General features: G+C 67.4%; 12 protein-coding genes and 2 tRNA genes. 7 read left to right on the forward strand and 7 right to left on the reverse strand.

What is annotated here, in order from left to right:
- Window positions 1–30: 30 nt before the first annotated feature.
- The 4 genes from recJ to RISW2_RS11285 all read left to right on the forward strand — a co-directional run bounded on the left by recJ (window position 31) and on the right by RISW2_RS11285 (window position 4,755).
- The gene (gene recJ / locus RISW2_RS11270; protein WP_244437548.1) at window positions 31–1,803 is read left to right on the forward strand and encodes a single-stranded-DNA-specific exonuclease RecJ; all 1,773 of its coding nucleotides are present in this window, start codon (window positions 31–33) and stop codon (window positions 1,801–1,803) included.
- A 76-nt stretch (window positions 1,804–1,879) separates the two neighbouring features.
- Window positions 1,880–1,954: transfer RNA gene (locus tag RISW2_RS11275), tRNA-Glu, on the forward strand.
- A gap of 229 nt (window positions 1,955–2,183) precedes the next feature.
- Window positions 2,184–3,716, forward strand: coding sequence for an acyl--CoA ligase (locus RISW2_RS11280; RefSeq protein WP_043770804.1), 1,533 nt, complete (start codon window positions 2,184–2,186; stop codon window positions 3,714–3,716).
- 61 nt (window positions 3,717–3,777) lie between these two features.
- Window positions 3,778–4,755: a 2-dehydropantoate 2-reductase gene (locus RISW2_RS11285; protein WP_043770807.1), complete on the forward strand. Its 978-nt coding sequence runs from the start codon at window positions 3,778–3,780 to the stop codon at window positions 4,753–4,755.
- A 56-nt stretch (window positions 4,756–4,811) separates the two neighbouring features.
- On the opposite strand, the gene RISW2_RS11290 is transcribed toward RISW2_RS11285, so the two are convergent.
- The 4 genes from RISW2_RS11290 to RISW2_RS11305 all read right to left on the reverse strand — a co-directional run bounded on the left by RISW2_RS11290 (window position 4,812) and on the right by RISW2_RS11305 (window position 8,871).
- Entirely contained in the window at window positions 4,812–6,323 is a 1,512-nt protein-coding gene (locus tag RISW2_RS11290; protein ID WP_043770810.1) for a tripartite tricarboxylate transporter permease, read from the reverse strand.
- A 27-nt stretch (window positions 6,324–6,350) separates the two neighbouring features.
- A complete protein-coding gene (locus RISW2_RS11295; RefSeq protein WP_043770829.1) occupies window positions 6,351–6,854 on the reverse strand; it encodes a tripartite tricarboxylate transporter TctB family protein in 504 nt (167 codons plus the stop codon).
- A gap of 39 nt (window positions 6,855–6,893) precedes the next feature.
- Window positions 6,894–7,865, reverse strand: coding sequence for a Bug family tripartite tricarboxylate transporter substrate binding protein (locus RISW2_RS11300; protein WP_043770832.1), 972 nt, complete (start codon window positions 7,863–7,865; stop codon window positions 6,894–6,896).
- A 151-nt stretch (window positions 7,866–8,016) separates the two neighbouring features.
- Window positions 8,017–8,871, reverse strand: coding sequence for a universal stress protein (locus RISW2_RS11305; protein ID WP_043770835.1), 855 nt, complete (start codon window positions 8,869–8,871; stop codon window positions 8,017–8,019).
- Window positions 8,872–9,227: 356 nt separating this feature from the next.
- Here RISW2_RS11305 and RISW2_RS11310 point away from each other — a divergent pair.
- Both RISW2_RS11310 and RISW2_RS11315 read left to right on the forward strand, forming a co-directional pair.
- Window positions 9,228–9,317 (forward strand) — tRNA-Ser (locus RISW2_RS11310).
- A 125-nt stretch (window positions 9,318–9,442) separates the two neighbouring features.
- Entirely contained in the window at window positions 9,443–10,726 is a 1,284-nt protein-coding gene (locus RISW2_RS11315) for a tyrosine-type recombinase/integrase (RefSeq protein WP_084615350.1), read from the forward strand.
- A 26-nt stretch (window positions 10,727–10,752) separates the two neighbouring features.
- Here the strand turns inward: RISW2_RS11315 and RISW2_RS23970 are convergent, their stop codons facing one another.
- Both RISW2_RS23970 and RISW2_RS11325 read right to left on the reverse strand, forming a co-directional pair.
- Window positions 10,753–11,937, reverse strand: a complete 1,185-nt coding sequence (locus RISW2_RS23970) for an AAA family ATPase (protein ID WP_084615351.1) — start codon at window positions 11,935–11,937, stop codon at window positions 10,753–10,755.
- 509 nt (window positions 11,938–12,446) lie between these two features.
- The gene (locus RISW2_RS11325) at window positions 12,447–12,815 is read right to left on the reverse strand and encodes a glyoxalase superfamily protein (RefSeq protein WP_043770840.1); all 369 of its coding nucleotides are present in this window, start codon (window positions 12,813–12,815) and stop codon (window positions 12,447–12,449) included.
- Window positions 12,816–13,069: 254 nt separating this feature from the next.
- Between RISW2_RS11325 and RISW2_RS11330 the strand changes: the two genes are divergently transcribed.
- On the forward strand, window positions 13,070–13,543 hold the full coding sequence (locus RISW2_RS11330) for a MarR family winged helix-turn-helix transcriptional regulator (protein WP_043770845.1): 474 nt from the start codon (window positions 13,070–13,072) through the stop codon (window positions 13,541–13,543).
- Window positions 13,544–13,562: 19 nt separating this feature from the next.
- On the opposite strand, the gene RISW2_RS11335 is transcribed toward RISW2_RS11330, so the two are convergent.
- Window positions 13,563–15,506: a TonB-dependent receptor plug domain-containing protein gene (locus RISW2_RS11335; RefSeq protein WP_043770848.1), complete on the reverse strand. Its 1,944-nt coding sequence runs from the start codon at window positions 15,504–15,506 to the stop codon at window positions 13,563–13,565.

Consider the following 15,506-nt stretch of genomic DNA (forward strand, 5'->3'; position numbering starts at 1 on the left):
CCGCGGATATTTCCGCCAAGAAGAAGCAGGGTGGACAGAGGGGAAGAGGTGCAGGACGGGCCGTATCTTGGGGTCGCGGCGTCGCTGACGGGGCGGCGCTGGGTGGGGCCGGACGTGGGCCGCACCCGCGCGGCCGAGGCGCTCGCGCAGGCCACCGGGCTCGGGCCCGCGCTCTGCGCCACGCTCGCGCGGCTGGGCGTGCCGGCCGAGGAATGCGCGGGTTACCTGGAACCCACGCTGCGCGAGCTCCTGCCCGACCCGCGGTCGCTGCGCGACATGCAGGCGGCGGCGGCGCGGGTCCTGCGGGCCGCGCGCGGCGGCGAGCGCATCGCGATCTTCGCCGATTACGACGTGGACGGCGGCGCCTCGGCGGCGTTGCTCATCGACTGGCTGCGGCAGATGGGCCGCACCGCCACGCTCTACATCCCCGACCGCATCGACGAGGGCTACGGCCCGAACGAGCCCGCCATGGCCGAGCTCGCGGCGGGCCACGACCTGATCGTCTGCGTGGATTGCGGCACGCTTTCGCACGGGCCCGTCGCCGCGGCGGCGGGCGCGGACGTGGTCGTGCTCGACCATCACCTGGGCGGCGAGACGCTGCCCGACGCGCTGGCCGTGGTGAACCCCAACCGGCAGGACGAGGACGGCGCGCTCGGCCATCTCTGCGCCGCCGCGGTCGTGTTCCTGATGCTGGTCGAGGCGGGGCGGCAACTGCGCGCGGCGGGCGCGCGGGGGCCCGAGCTCATGGATCTCCTCGACCTCGTGGCGCTCGCGACCGTGGCCGACGTGGCGCCCCTGCGCGGAGTGAACCGCGCCTTCGTGCGGCAGGGCCTCAAGGTCATGGCGCGGCGGGAACGGCCGGGGCTCGTGGCGCTGTCGGACGTCGCCCGGCTCGACACTGCGCCCACCTCGTACCACCTGGGCTACGTGCTGGGTCCGCGGGTCAACGCGGGCGGGCGGATCGGGCAGGCCGACCTCGGTGCGCGGCTCCTGGCCGAGACCGACCCGACCACCGCGCGCGCCATGGCCGAGAAGCTCGACGCGCTCAACACCGAGCGGCGCGAGGTCGAGGCGGCAGTGCGCGCGGCGGCCGTCGCGCAGGCCGAGGCGCGCGGGCTCGACGCACCGCTCGTCTGGGCGGCGGGCGAGGGCTGGCATCCCGGCGTCGTGGGCATCGTCGCCTCGCGGCTCAAGGAGCTGACCAACCGCCCGGCGATCGTGATCGGGCTCGACGGCGACACCGGCAAGGGGTCGGGGCGGTCGGTGGCGGGCGTCGATCTCGGGGCGAGCATCCAGCGGCTCGCGGGCGAGGGGCTGCTGCTCAAGGGCGGCGGCCACCGCATGGCGGCGGGGCTGACGGTCGCGCGCGCGGCGGTCGAGCCCGCCATGGAGCGGCTCGCCGAACTGCTGGCGCGGCAGGGCGCGGGGCAGGGCGGCGCGGCGGATCTCCGGCTCGACGGTCTGCTCATGCCGGGGGCGGCGGACGTGGAGATGATTCTCGCCCTCGACCGTGCGGGGCCCTTCGGGCAGGGCGCCGCCGCGCCACGCTTTGCCTTCGGCGACATGGGCATCACCTTCGCCAAGCGCGTGGGCGAGAGCCACCTGCGGATCGGCTTCGGCGACGGAACGGGGCCGGCGCTTGGCGCGATCGCCTTCGGCGCCTTCGACGGGCCGCTCGGACCGGCGCTTCTCGACCATCGCGGGCGGCGCTTCCACCTCGCCGGGCGGCTCGAGCTGAACGAATGGCAGGGCCGGCGGTCGGTGCAACTGCGCCTCGAGGACGCCGCCGTTGCGTCATCCTGAGGCATTCGAAAAAAACGTGAAAACCCCTCTTGCAGCCGTCTGCAGCTTCTTTTAGGAAGCGCCTCACACCAAGAGTGGCCCGTTCGTCTATCGGTTAGGACGCCAGGTTTTCAACCTGGAAAGAGGGGTTCGATTCCCCTACGGGCTGCCACTTCTCCCCCCACCCAGCATGATGGTCGACCGTTCCCTTGATGGGTGAACGCGTGCGGGACTCTGCCATGCCGGTCCGGCCAAGCCGCGGGGCGGGGTGCACCCGAGCCCTTCGGCGGGGTCGTCACGGGGCGCGACCGCTCCATCTTACCGACTTTCAGACCTGCCGCGCGCGGGCTAATGTCCGCGTCGACCGAGTGCAGGCATCAGGGAAAGAGGGAGGAAATCGCATGGCGACCACGATCGCAGACCTGGTCGGGGCCCATCCCGACGACGCACCGGCCATCGGTGCGCCGGGCCGGGAGTGGATGAGCTACGGCGCATTGCGCGCGCAGGGCGCGGAGGTGCGCAAGGTTCTGCGCGGCGCGGGAGTCGGTGTGTCGGACCGCGTGGCCATCGTGCTGCCGAACGGGCCCGACATGGCGGTGGCCTTCGTGACCCTGGCGCAATGCGCGACGACGGCGCCCCTGAACCCGGCCTACCGGGAAGAGGAATTCGCCTTCTACCTCGAGGACCTCAAGGCGCGGGCGATCGTGGTCGAGGCCGGCTATGACGGCCCGGCGCTGGCCGCGGCCAGCCGGTTCGGGCTCGTCGTCATCCGGCTGACCTCCGACCCGGCGGCGCCCGCGGGCACCTTCACGCTCGCGGCCGAGGGCGGGAGCGCTGCGGCGGACGACGCGATGCCCGGGCCCGACGACGTCGCGCTGATCCTGCACACCTCCGGCACGACGTCGCGGCCGAAGATCGTGCCGCTCCTGCAGTCGAACGTCGCCGCGTCGGCGGAGAACATCCGCGCCTCGCTCGCGCTCACGGCCGGGGACCGCTGCCTCAACGTGATGCCGCTCTTCCACATCCACGGGCTCGTGGCGGCGGTATCCTCGTCGCTGGCGGCTGGGGCCTCCATCGCCTGTGCGCCGGGCTTCGACGCGCTCAAGTTCTTCGGCTGGCTCAAGGAGGTCGACCCGACCTGGTACACCGCGGTGCCGACCATGCACCAGGCGATCCTGAGCCGTGCCGGCCGCAACGAGGAGATCATCCGGAACGCGCGCCTGCGCTTCCTGCGCTCGTCCTCGTCCTCGCTGCCGGGGCCATTGATGACGCGGCTCGCCGAGACCTTCGGCGCGCCGGTGGTGGAGGCCTACGGAATGACCGAGGCCGCGCACCAGATGTGTTCGAACCCGATCGCGCCGGGCCGGCAGAAGCCGGGCGCGGTGGGCCTCGCCGCGGGTCCCGAGGTGCGCATCGCGCACGAGACCGAGGACCGGCTCGTGGAGGGCACGGGCGAGGTGGTGATCTCGGGCCCCAACGTGACGCCGGGCTACGAGGGCAATCCGGACGCCAACCGCAAGAGTTTCTTCGAGGCGGAGGGCAAGCGCTGGTTCCGCACCGGCGACCAGGGCGCGTTCGACGACGAGGGTTACCTGAGCCTCACGGGCCGGCTGAAGGAGATCATCAACCGCGGTGGCGAGAAGATCAGCCCGCTCGAGGTCGACGGCGTGATCTCGGACCACCCGGCGGTCGACCAGGTGGTGACCTTCGCGCTGCCGCACGACAAGCTCGGCGAGGAGGTGGCGGCGGCCATCGTGCTGAAGGAGGGCCAGGAGGCGACCGAGCGCGAGATCCGCGACTTCGCCGCCGAGCGGCTCGCCGATTTCAAGGTGCCGCGAAAGGTGCTGATCCTTGACGAGATCCCGAAAGGCGCGACGGGCAAGCTGCAGCGCATCGGGCTCGCGGAGAAGCTGGGCCTCGCCGAGAAGGCGTGAGGCGCACGGCGCAGGACGGGGCCCGGGATGCGGGCCCCGCACGGAACGACAGGGGGACGACATGAAGATTTGCGTGTTCGGCGCCGGCGCGATCGGCGGCTACATGGGGGCGAAGCTCGCCCAGGCGGGCGCGAATGTGAGCCTCGTGGCGCGCGGCCCGCACCTCGAGGCCATGCGCGAGAACGGCCTGCGCCTGATCGAGGAGGGGGAGGAGACCACGGTCGAGGTCACCGCGTCGGAGGACCCCGCCGAGCTCGGCCCGCAGGATTACGTGATCGTCACGCTCAAGGCGCATTCGGTGCCGGGCGTGGTCGACAGGATGCAGCCGCTGATCGGGCCCGAGACCACCATCGTGTCGGGCGTGAACGGGGTGCCGTGGTGGTATTTCCACAAGATCGGCGGCGCGCACGAGGGTACGCGGCTCGAATCCGTCGATCCCGGCAACAAGCAATGGGACGGGTTCGGTCCGGACCGGGTGCTGGGCTGCGTGGTCTACCCCGCCGCAGAGGTGATCGAGCCGGGCGTCGTCAAGCACGTGGAGGGCAACCGCTTCTCGCTGGGCGAGCCCGACGGGTCGAAATCCGAGCGCGCGCAGGCCCTGTCCAAGGCGCTGACCGCGGCGGGGCTCAAGGCGCCGGTGCGGCCGAAGCTGCGTGACGAGATCTGGGTGAAGCTCTGGGGCAACCTGTCGTTCAATCCGATCTCGGCGCTGACCCATGCCACGCTCGACGTGCTCTGCACCGACGAGGGCACGCGCCAGGTGGCGCGCGGCATGATGCTCGAGGCGCAGGAGATCGCCGAGAAGCTGGGCGTGAAGTTTCCCATCGATGTCGACCGCCGTATCCAGGGCGGGGCAGACGTGGGCGCCCACCGCACCTCCATGCTGCAGGACCTCGACCAGGGCCGGCCCATGGAGATCGACGCGCTGGTGGGATCGGTGCAGGAACTGGGGCGGGTCACCGGCACGCCCACGCCCACCATCGACACGGTGCTGGCGCTGGTGAAGCTGCGCGCGCGGGTGGCGGGCCTCTATTCCTGACACCGCCTGACCGGTGGCGAAGCGGTCCGCCCTGATTGATCGGGGCGGGCCGTTTCTCATTCCGCGGCGGCGGGTTTCCGGCGGCGCAGGTATTTCAGCGCGGGCAGGAAGATCAGGATCAGCGCGATCACCGTGATCGGCCCGGCGATGGGCCGGGTGAAGAAGATCGAGGGATCCCCCGAGGACAGGAGCAGCGACTGCCGCAGCGTCGGCTCGGCGATCGGGCCGAGCACGATGGCAAGGACCGCGGGGGCCAGCGGGTAGTCGAACTTGCGCAGGAAGAACGCGCCGAGCCCGAAGATCACGATCAGCCAGATGTCGTGCATGTCGCGCGTCGCGGCGTAGCCGCCGGTGATCGACAGCACGAAGATCATCGGCGCGAGGATCGTGAACGGCATGCGCAGCATCCACACGAAGAGCGGGATGAAGGCGAGGTTGATGATCAGCGCCGCGAGGTTCGACACGTAGAACGACCCGATCAGGCCCCAGACGAATTCCGTCTCGGTCGTGAAGAGCCGCGGGCCCGGCACGAGGCCCCAGATCACCATGCCGCCGAGCAGGATCGCCGTCGTGGGTGACCCCGGGATGCCGAGCGTCAGCATGGGCAGCATCGCGCCCGTCGAGGCGGAGTTGTTCGCGGCCTCGGGCGCCGCGACGCCGTCGGGATTGCCGCGGCCGTAGGTCTCGGGGGCGCGCGACACCATCTTGGCCACACCGTAGGACATGAGCGACCCGGGCGTCGCGCCTGCCGCCGGCAGCACGCCCACGAAGAAGCCGAGGAAGGACCCGATGGTCGTGCCCTTCCAGCCGCGCGCGAGCGCCTCCTTGGTGTCCGCGAGCATGCCGGACACCGTCATGCGCGGCGTGGTGGTGGTCACCTCGCCGCGGGTCTGCTCGATGGTCCAGAGCATCTCGCCGATCCCGTAGACCCCGATCGCCAGCACGAGGAAGCCGATGCCGTGCAGGAAGCCCGAGATGTCGAGGAGCACGAGGCGCGGCGCGCCCGAGATCTGGTCGTAGCCGACCGAGGCCAGAACGAGCCCGAAGCAGATGGAGAAGACGGTCTTGGCGATGTCGTCGCCGCCGAGCCCCACGAAGGTCGCGAAGGCCAGGAGCATGAGCGCGAAGATCTCGGGCGGCCCGAAGGACAGGGCGAGCGTGGCGAGGACCGGGGCGAAGAGCGTGAAGAGCACGTTCGCGACGCTGCCGCCGATGAAGGACGCGATGGCCGCGGTCACGAGCGCGAGGCTCGCGCGGCCCTGCAGGGCCAGGGGCCTGCCGTCGAAGGTGGTGGCGACCGCGGTCGAGGCCCCGGGGATCCCGAGGGTCACCGACGAGATCGCGCCGCCGTACATTGCGCCGTAATAGATCGCCGCCAGAAAGATGATGGCCGAGCCGGGCGGCACCAGGAAGGTGACCGGCAGCAGGATCGCCACCCCGTTGACCGAGCCGAGCCCGGGCATGGCCCCGATGAACAGACCGACCGAGACGCCGATCAGGATCAGCATCAGATTCAGCGGCTCGAGCGCCATCAGGATGCCGTCGGCGAGAAATCCCAGAACTTCCATTGCTGTCCCTCGGTGCCCGCGCGGGGGCTAGTAGATGATCTCGTAAAGCACGTCGAAGACCGGGGCGGTGAAGGCCATGCCCTGCGGCATGGTGATCTGCATCGCGCCCTCGAAGAAGAAGAACATGCCGAGCGGTGTCAGGAGCGAGATCGCCAGTGTCAGCGGCCAGCCGTGTCGGCCGAGGAACCGCAGGTAGTAGAGCAGGAACACCGCGACCGCGCCGTACATCGACACCACGTTCACGAGGGCCACGAAGCCGATGATCCCGCCGCCCACGAGGAACAGCGTCCGCCAGCCGTAGCCGTCGAGCAGCGGCTCGTCCGACCGCGAGGCGGGGCTCTTCCCGCGCCACCAGTTGAGCGCGATCATGCCGCAGGACAGCAGCATGATCAGCGAGAGCCAGAAGGGCCAGGCGCCGCCGCCGGGCCCTTCGCCGCGGATGTAGCCCACGGGCAGTTCCATGCTCTTCCACATGAGGTAGAGCGAGAACAGGGCGAGAAGGCCTGCCGTCGTCAGTTCGCCCTTGCGCATGCGCGTCCCCTTCGTCCCGTGGGCCCTGTCCGGCCGGTGTCAGCTGTCGATCTGCGCCAGCAGCGCGCGGTGGTTCTCGACCTGCTTCTGCCAGTAGGCGCGCTGTCCGTCCGCATCCATCCAGAGCGGCGACAGGCTCTCGGAGACGAGGTAGCTCTGCCATTCCTCGCTCTCGTAGACCCGGGTGAAGAGGTCGCGGTAATAGCTGGCCGCCTCCTCGGACATGCCCGGCGGGCCGACGATGGCGCGCTGGTTGTAGTACGAGAAGTCGTGCCCCATCTCCTTCAGGGTCGGCACGTCCGGATAGCTCTCCATCCGCTCGTCGGAGAAGGCGAGCAGCGGCACGAAGTCGCCCGAATCGTAGAAGCCCTTGGCCTCGGCCGGGTTGTTGACGGTCGCCATCACCTGCCGGCCGGCGAGGTCCTTGGCGACGGCGCCGCCGCCGTCATAGGGGATGTACTTGATCTTCAGCCCGTAGGCGCCCGCCATGTAGGCGATGACGATGGAATCCTCCTGGCCCTTGCCGGTGCCGCCCATCACCCATTCGCCGTCCGCGGCCTTCACCTCCTCGACGAACTGGTCGAAACTGGTGATGCCCTGGTCCTTGTGCACCCAGAGCACGAAGGGATCGACGCCCATCATGGCGATCGGCGTGAAGGTCTCTACGTCGATCCCGAGGCCCTCCTGCCGCAGCGGCGTGGTGAAGAACGAGTTGAGCGTCACCAGCAGCGTGTGATCGGTGTCGCGGACCTGCGACATGTGCAGCAGCGCCTCGGCGCCCGATCCGCCGCCCTTGTTGTTGGGCACGAGCGGGCGGGACGTCATGTCGTTCTTCTCGACCACCGACTGGATGAACCGCGCGATCTGGTCGGCGCCGCCGCCCGGACCGGCCATGATCACGAAGTCGATGGGCCGCGACGGTTCCCACTCCTGGGCCAGCGCCGGCAGGGGTGCGAGCGCGAGCGTGGCGGCCGCGGCAGCACCGAGGAAACCCCTCTTGGTGAAGTGCATGTCTCTTTCCTCCTCTGTTAGCCGGCCCCTCGAGGTCCGGAGCACCGGGCCTCCCCTCCCGGTGTCGCCGGATCCATGCTCCGACCCGCCACGTAATTATATTGCGCAGCGAAACTTGCAAGAGTTGTTTTGTTATTTTAATCCGAAGGGATCAGTGAACAAGCACCACGGGAATTTCCGCGTCATCCACGACCGTCCTGGTGTTCCCCCCGAACAGGCTCTCGCGTTCCTCGCTGTGGCTGTAGGCCCCCATGATCAGGAGGTCGCCACCGATCTCGCCGGTCTTGCCGAGCAGCGCCGCGCCCGGGTTCCGCGCCTCGAAGTGGACGATTCCGGCGGTGATCCCGCGGAGCGCGTAATAGGCGACGAGCTCCTCGGTGGTGGCGCCGTGGGGCTCGCCCTTGCCGCCGGCGAGGATGCTGACCGTCTCTGCCGCGGCGACGATGTCGAGCGTCGAGGCGACCGCGCGTGCCGCCTCGAGCGACCCGTTCCAGCCGATGGTGACGTGCCGCCCGAGCGTAGCGGGCGGTGCGCCGTGGCCCGGGCACATGAGCACGGGCCGGCCGGTGCCGTAGAGCGCGGCCTTCAGCGAGTTGTAGCCGAGGCTCCGGTCGCGGTCGGGCTTGGCCACGACCACGAGGTCCGACAGGCGGCCGTGGTGCTTGATGACGTCGGCCATGCGCCCCGGCTCCTCGATGAACTCGCAGGTCGCGGCCGCGCCGGGACGGGCGGGTCCCTCCTCGAGCCCGAAATCGCGGGCGAGCTGGTGCAGGATGCGGCGCAGGTGCTCCTCCTGCCGGTCGGCGAGCTCGTGCGCCTGCTTGAGGATGGTCTCGCGCGCGAAGGCGGGCAGCGGAACGCCGAAGGGCATGAGGTCCGCGGCCTGGGCGCGGCAATGCGCCACCACCACGTGGGCCCCGTGGCGCCGCGCCACCTCGGCTGCATGCCCCAGCACGGTTCCGGTCATGCCGTCGCCCCGCACGGGCACCAGGATCTTGCTGAGCATCTGCGTCCTCCCCTGTCGCGCTCGCTCCCGGGCCCGCTGTGGGCGCGCCCGGCCGGAGGGCACTATAGCTTGCTTCCCGCCGCCGGCGCCGGTTTTTTTGACCAATGGTCACGCGCCGCCCGCCGCCCCGGTCGCCGGACGGAGGGCCCGCATCCGTCGCGCGCGGGCCGTCCGTCGAATCGTGGGGGCAGGGCGCTCGCGCGGGCCGCCGTGCCCCGCCGTGCCGTCACCGCCGCGCCGCGATGCCGGTTCGTTTCGTTTCCATTTCAAGGGTTTGGCCCGACCCGCTCCCCGCGCCGCCCCGGCGTGGAATTTCGCCTTGTATATCCTGAGCTTGCACCGTTATACGGGTCAACGGAGACGTGGCCGAGTGGTCGAAGGCGCTCCCCTGCTAAGGGAGTAGGCGGGAAACCGTCTCGAGGGTTCGAATCCCTTCGTCTCCGCCAGTTTTCCCGGTTTTGTGCCGGGCGGGCGCCAAAATAGCCCACATTTACTGGATTTTGACAGGTTTTCATCAACATCTGGCCCCAATCCTCCCGCAGAAAATGTGGGACGGAATGAGGGTCGAGATATGGACGGGTCATCCTTTCCTGAATCAGAGCGGCGCGTGAAGTCCGGACCGCACGTCGAGAAGAAGCTGAACGCAGCGTTTGTCCGCAAGGCCGGTCCCGGTCGGCACGCCGATGGGGGCGGCCTATACTTGAAAGTTGATCCGTCTGGGGCCCGGCGATGGATACTCCGGACGGTCGTTCGCGGACGCCGCCGGGACTTCGGACTTGGGTCGGCAAATCTGGTGTCGCTCGCGGAAGCGCGCGAGAAAGCATTCGAGCTTCGCCGGATCGCTCGCAGCGGTGGCAATCCGAAAGTGCGGACGCGCGAGGATGAGGGCAAGGCAACGACATTTGAGGAGCTTGCCCGGCAAGTTCACGAAAGGAAGTTCAAGGACAACGCCAACAACGGCAAGCATATCGCGCAGTGGCTTCGGACGCTCGAAACATACGCCTTCCCGACGCTGGGCAACCTGGCCGTCTCCGAGATACACCAAGACGATATAGAAACGGTTCTTGACCCCATCTGGACATCCAAGCCGGAAACCGCCCGCCGGGTGCTGCAACGCATCTCGGCGGTATTCGACTTCGCCTGCGGCAGAGGGTATCGCGCAACAGGCAATCCGGCGTCGGGGATGCTCGGCTCTATGCGTCCTCAACGGCAGAAGCCAGAGCATTTCGCGGCGCTGGACTATCACGACCTTCCCGACTTGATGGAGAAACTGAATGGGTCGAACGTGGTCGGCGCGCTCGCTCTTCGCTTCACAATCCTCACGGCACTGCGGTCTGGGTCGGTCCGTTTCGCGGAGTGGGAACATTTCGATGATACACTTACAGAATGGACGATCCCTGGCAGTTTGATGAAATCCGGCGAAGAGTTTGTGGTGCCGATAACGACACACGCACGCGACATCCTGATGGTCGTGCGTGAGCACCGGACGAAGTCCAGTCCACTCGTATTCCCATCGCCGAGCAACCCGAGAAAAGCGATCTCGGAAAATACGATGCGCAAGCTGCTCCAAAGCCACGTGCAGGGGGTCACAGTGCACGGAATGCGGGCGGCGTTTCGGACCTGGGCGCGGGAAGACGCTATGGCACCGGACGATGTGGCTGAGATGGTCCTGGCGCACGCAATCGGCTCCAAGACGGTTCAAGCATACAACCGAGCGAAGCTCGTTCACGAACGCAGAAAGCTTCTGGAAAAATGGGGAATGTGGGTAATGGGCGAAGCCTACAAATACAATGATTTAGCGGACTTGGATCGGGAAGCGGGTCGCCGCGCAATAAAGATGTATGCCGACGAATAAGATGCGTCGGCATACACACTTCCAATTTACCTTTCCGACTTAGTATCCTCGACGCCCTTCAAAATTACCGAATGCATCGCGCCAAGACCTTGCTCATTCAAATCCTCCAGCCGCTCTCTGGCTTCGATCGTTGATTTCATTTTGTTCACCAGGGCGTTGAAAGTAGAAATGTCCGAGGGCATTGGTATAAGCATATCCCGGATATGCTGTGGCTCCAAATGTTGCTGAATAGCGCCATACTCGTTTCGCGCCATCTGATTTTGCGCAAACTCCGTCTGCAAGAAGCCAAAGATGTAATACCTCAGATCCTCATCCGGAACCCTAACTCTAATAAGGTCATCGCTCACAATCGCTCCGTCATACTTCTTAGTAATGAATGAGACGCGCCCAATAGAGCCAGACCTGGTGATTACGATTGGTGTCGCCATTGGAACAGTAACTGCACAACCGTCGTTGTCGGTGCCAATCGTCAACCCCGATAGTTTGAATGGCAACGCGCCGAGTTCTTGGGCGTTTTTCTGTTTCACAGCGTTGAGCAGGACAACCTTGCCAGACCCGGCGACCGATGCCTTGTTGAGCAAACAGAGGCAATCGACGTTGCCGTGGAAAGCGGAGGAACCGCGGGGGCGATCCGGATTCCCGTTTCCAACGTGATGAACGAACACGACAGCGGAGTTGGTTGTCTGTGCAATGGATGTTGCACATCCAACGACAGCGCCCATCGCGCTTGACGAGTTCTCATCGGCCTCGCCGATACACCGGTTCAGCGTGTCGAAGATCACGAGCGCCTGATCGCATCCGTGTTCGGCCTGCTTCATCGACACGAACCGAGCGACCTTTTCTGGGGTCTCGGGGTTCAGAAGATTGGGCGCACCGTGGACGACGTAGAAGGGGGCGTGGGCGCAGGCAGGATCGCGCATATAGGGATGCGCCCGGCACAAGACCCCGTAGGCATCTTCTGCTGCGTAATAGATCACCACCGCGTTCCTGACGGGGAGCCCACCGAAGTTGCGCCCTTGAGCAGCGTGAGCTGCTATTGCGGCGGTGATCGTCGATTTGCCGAGGCCCGGCGCACCGGCGATCATCCCGACTTCACCCGGCTTGAAGAGGTTCTTTACAACGAACGGGGCGTTGATCATTGGCCGAAACTCACCGGCTTTGGTAATGGTAGGTGCGGAGTTATATTGATGGTGGAGGGGCGTGGTAGTCATAGCGTGTCCTTCGGTTGTGGTAAGTCAGGATCGGCACCGCGCCTCTCCCTTCTTCACAGGACATTGTTCCGAAGCTGACCGGACAAAAACAAAATCAACAGAAAAGTTTCGGACGGACGGACACCCCCACCGCCCCTTAAGGGGCGGGGTGTCCGTCCGTCCGAAACGTCCGTCTTGTTGCTTGAACTTGACCGACCGAGGGCACGGAAGAAATGTGGGGCAAAATGTTGGCTGAATATTGAAGTAAGAAGAAAAGTTTGTCTATTTATAGGCTCTTAGGCCAGAAGTTGTTTAGCCCTTCGTCTCCGCCTATAACGGCGCAATCGCGGCCGGAGCCCTGATTGGGGGCGTGATCGTCGATCATTCCGGACCCTGGTCGGTCATGCCGATCTCGGCGCTCATTGGCATTCCCGCTCTGCTGATCGCACTGAAACACGCCCCGGAATGAGCCGGCAGGGGTGCGCGTCGATCGTCTTCGGGCGGTCGTCGCGGCGCCGGGAAACGCTCGCTCATGCCGTCTCGCAGAACCTGATCCGGTTGCCGAAGGGATCGACGACCTCGACCTGAAGGCCCCACGGCAGGCGTTCGAGCGCGGGGCGGTTGGCGGCGTAGGGGCGGGCGAGGATTTCCCGGTGGAATGCCCGGATGCCCGTCATTCTGATGAATGCGGTACTGCCGGGCGTGGCGTCCCCGTGATGTTCGGTGAGGTGGAGCGCGAGACCTGTGCGCGCGAGGCCCATGTAGAGCGGCGCGTCCGGCGAGAACCGGTGCTCGAAGGTGACCTCGAAGCGCAGCCAGTCGATGTAGAAGGCGCGCGCCTTCGCCTCGTCGAAGATGCGGAAGACCGGTGCCGTTTCGAGGAAAGAGGCCTCCGTCATGCGTCGTGTCCCGTGCTCTGGTCCCGCCGGAGGATGTCGGGACCTGCGTCGTACCCGTCAAGCGACCAGCGCTCGTCACGGGAGCTCGCGGTCGACCGGGCGGGCCGACAGGTCCGGGGCCGCCGCCAAGGTCTCGGCGATGGCGCCGGGGCGGGCGTCGTGCTAGGGCGGCATCCGCACCCGAGGCCCCCGCGACGCGCGTCGCCGTCCGCGCGCGGCCGTGCGTGCGGGTGCGACGGGGACGGGGGCGCAGAGTGACCGAGGCCGACTTTCACGACGATCCCTTCGCCGGAGACGACGATCCCGAGCTCGGCTACAACCGGGTGTGGTTCAACCTTCTGCGGGTTCAACGGAGCCTCGGCCCGAGGATCGCGCGGGTGTTGCGGGCGGAGGGCCTTGAGGACCCGGTGTGGTACGAGATCCTGCTCGAGGTCGAGCGTGCCGGGCCCCAGGGGATCGCCATGCAGGACCTCGAGGAGCGGCTCTTCACGCCGCAATACGCGCTGTCGCGGCATGTGAAGCGTCTGGCCGAGAAGGGCTGGATCGAGCGGACGCCGCGGGCGGGCCGCGGGCGCGGCCTGCTCCTGCGGCTGACGGCGGACGGGCAGGGGGTAGAGGCGCGGATCTGGCCCACATACGAGGCGGCGATCCGCGAGAGCCTCGGCCGGAGGCTCGGCACCGACGAGGCCTACGCCATGGCCCGCTTCCTGATCCGGCTCTATCCCTGACCGCGCCATGCCTGGCCGGTCAGAACCGCGCGACGGCGGTCAGCGAGATCGTCCGCCCGGGTTCGCCGAGCGTGGTCAGGCTCGGAAACTCGCCGCCATAGGTCGCGCGATCGGCATAGTCCGCGTCGAAGAGGTTGCTGACCTCCGCGCGCAGCGTCAGGTTGCCGAACCGTGGCGGCGCGTATTCCGCGAACACGTTCACCACGCCGTAGCCGTCGAGATCCGTCGTCGGTTCGGCCGGGTCGTCGTCGGGAATGTCGTAGTCGAGCGCCGCGTCGATGCCTCCGCCCACGCGCAGGCCCCCGAGCCCCGTGTCCTGCTCCACCTCGAAGGCGAGGACGGTGCCGAGGGGCGCGCCGAAATCCTGGGTCTCGAAGCCGGTCGTGCGGTCGCCGTCGATGGTCACGTCGCTTTTCGACAGGGTGGCGCGCAAGAAGCCCGAGGCCCAGCCATAGGTGGCGCCGATGTTGAAGCCGCGGCTCTCGAAGTCGAAATTGTCGCCGGAATCGCGGGCATCGTCGATCCGCGTGGCGAAGAGTTCGCCGCCGAGCGTCAGGCCGCCGAGCCGGTAGTCGAAGCCGAGCGTGGCATTGCGGGCGCGGCTCGGATCGAGGTCGTCGTAGTCGAACGCGAAGCGGTCATAGAGGAAATTGTCCTCGATATCGATGCCGCCGAAGACCGACGAGATGCCGCCGCGCAGGGTGAAGGTATCGGTCAGCGCGTAGCTTGCCGACAGGTTGCCCGAGGCGCCGGAATGGGACACGTCCTGCCCCGAGACGCCCTCGAACTCCTGCCAGTCGTAGCGGGCGCCGAAGGACAGCTTGAGCCGTTCGGTGGGCGACAGGCGGGCCTGCACGAAGATGCCGGTGTTGCGGCTTTCCTCGGTGAAGTAGTCAGAGAAGAGCGGGCTGTCGTATTCGCCGAAACGGTTCTGGAAATCGATCCCCGCGACGACGGTGTCGTCCCCGCCGAGATTGAAGGTGTTCTGGAACGTCGCGGACTTGGTCCAGGACAGGCCGTTGCTGTCGAAGGGCTCGGAGACGACGATGTCGCTTTCGGAGTAGCCGAGCTTCACCAGCGGGTCCCACAGACCCGTGGCCTGCGTGGTCTCGTAGCTCAGCGCGTAGCTCGTGCGGGTCGTGTCGTAGACGCGCAGCTCGTCGGTCGGCCCGACCGGCCCGCCGAAATTCGCGCGATACTGGCGCAGCGCGTCGTCCCGGAGCCTGAGGCCCGAGAATTCGACCCGGTGGCCGGCGTCCGTTTCGTAGGCGACCTTGCCGAGGAGGGAATCGAGATCGGCCGCGGTGCCGCCGATCACGTCGCCGTCGCCCGTCTCGTAATCCTCGCCGGTGGCGCGCTTGGCGTAACCGAGCCAGGAAAAGCCGCCGGTCCGCCCCGCCGCGGTCAGCGCGCGCTGGAACGTCTCGCCGTTGTCGCCGTAGCTCAGCCGGACGTTGCCGCCGAAGCGGTCGCCGTCGGCAAGCAGGTCCTCGGCATCGAGCGTCTCGAACACCACCGATCCTGCAAGCGCGTAGGGGCCTGCATCGGCCGGGGACACCGTGGCATCGGCGCGCACCTCCTTGAGCAGCCCGGGGTCGATGGCGTTGGCAGACACGTGGTGGAAGGCGCGGTTGTTCTGCGCGGCGCCATCGATGGTCACCCCGAGGTTCAGCATGTCGACGCCGTTGACGAAGATCTTCTGCGCCAGCGGGATGCCCCCGCCCACCGACACCGACGCGATGCCGGCGAAGACGTCCTTGAGGTCGCCGGTCCGGGCGCGCTCCAGTTCGAAATCCGAGACATACATCGACGTCGCGCGGTCGGCGGCTCCGAAGAAATCGTCGCGGGATTCGACGATGATCGGGTCGAGTTCGTAGACGAGGTCCTGGGCCTGGGCGGAGCCTGCGGCGACAAGCGCGGCCAGGCTGACGGACGAGAGGCGGAGGGCACGGTTGTGCGGCAT

This window comes from Roseivivax isoporae LMG 25204 (genome assembly GCF_000521865.1).
Lineage (GTDB): Bacteria > Pseudomonadota > Alphaproteobacteria > Rhodobacterales > Rhodobacteraceae > Roseivivax > Roseivivax isoporae.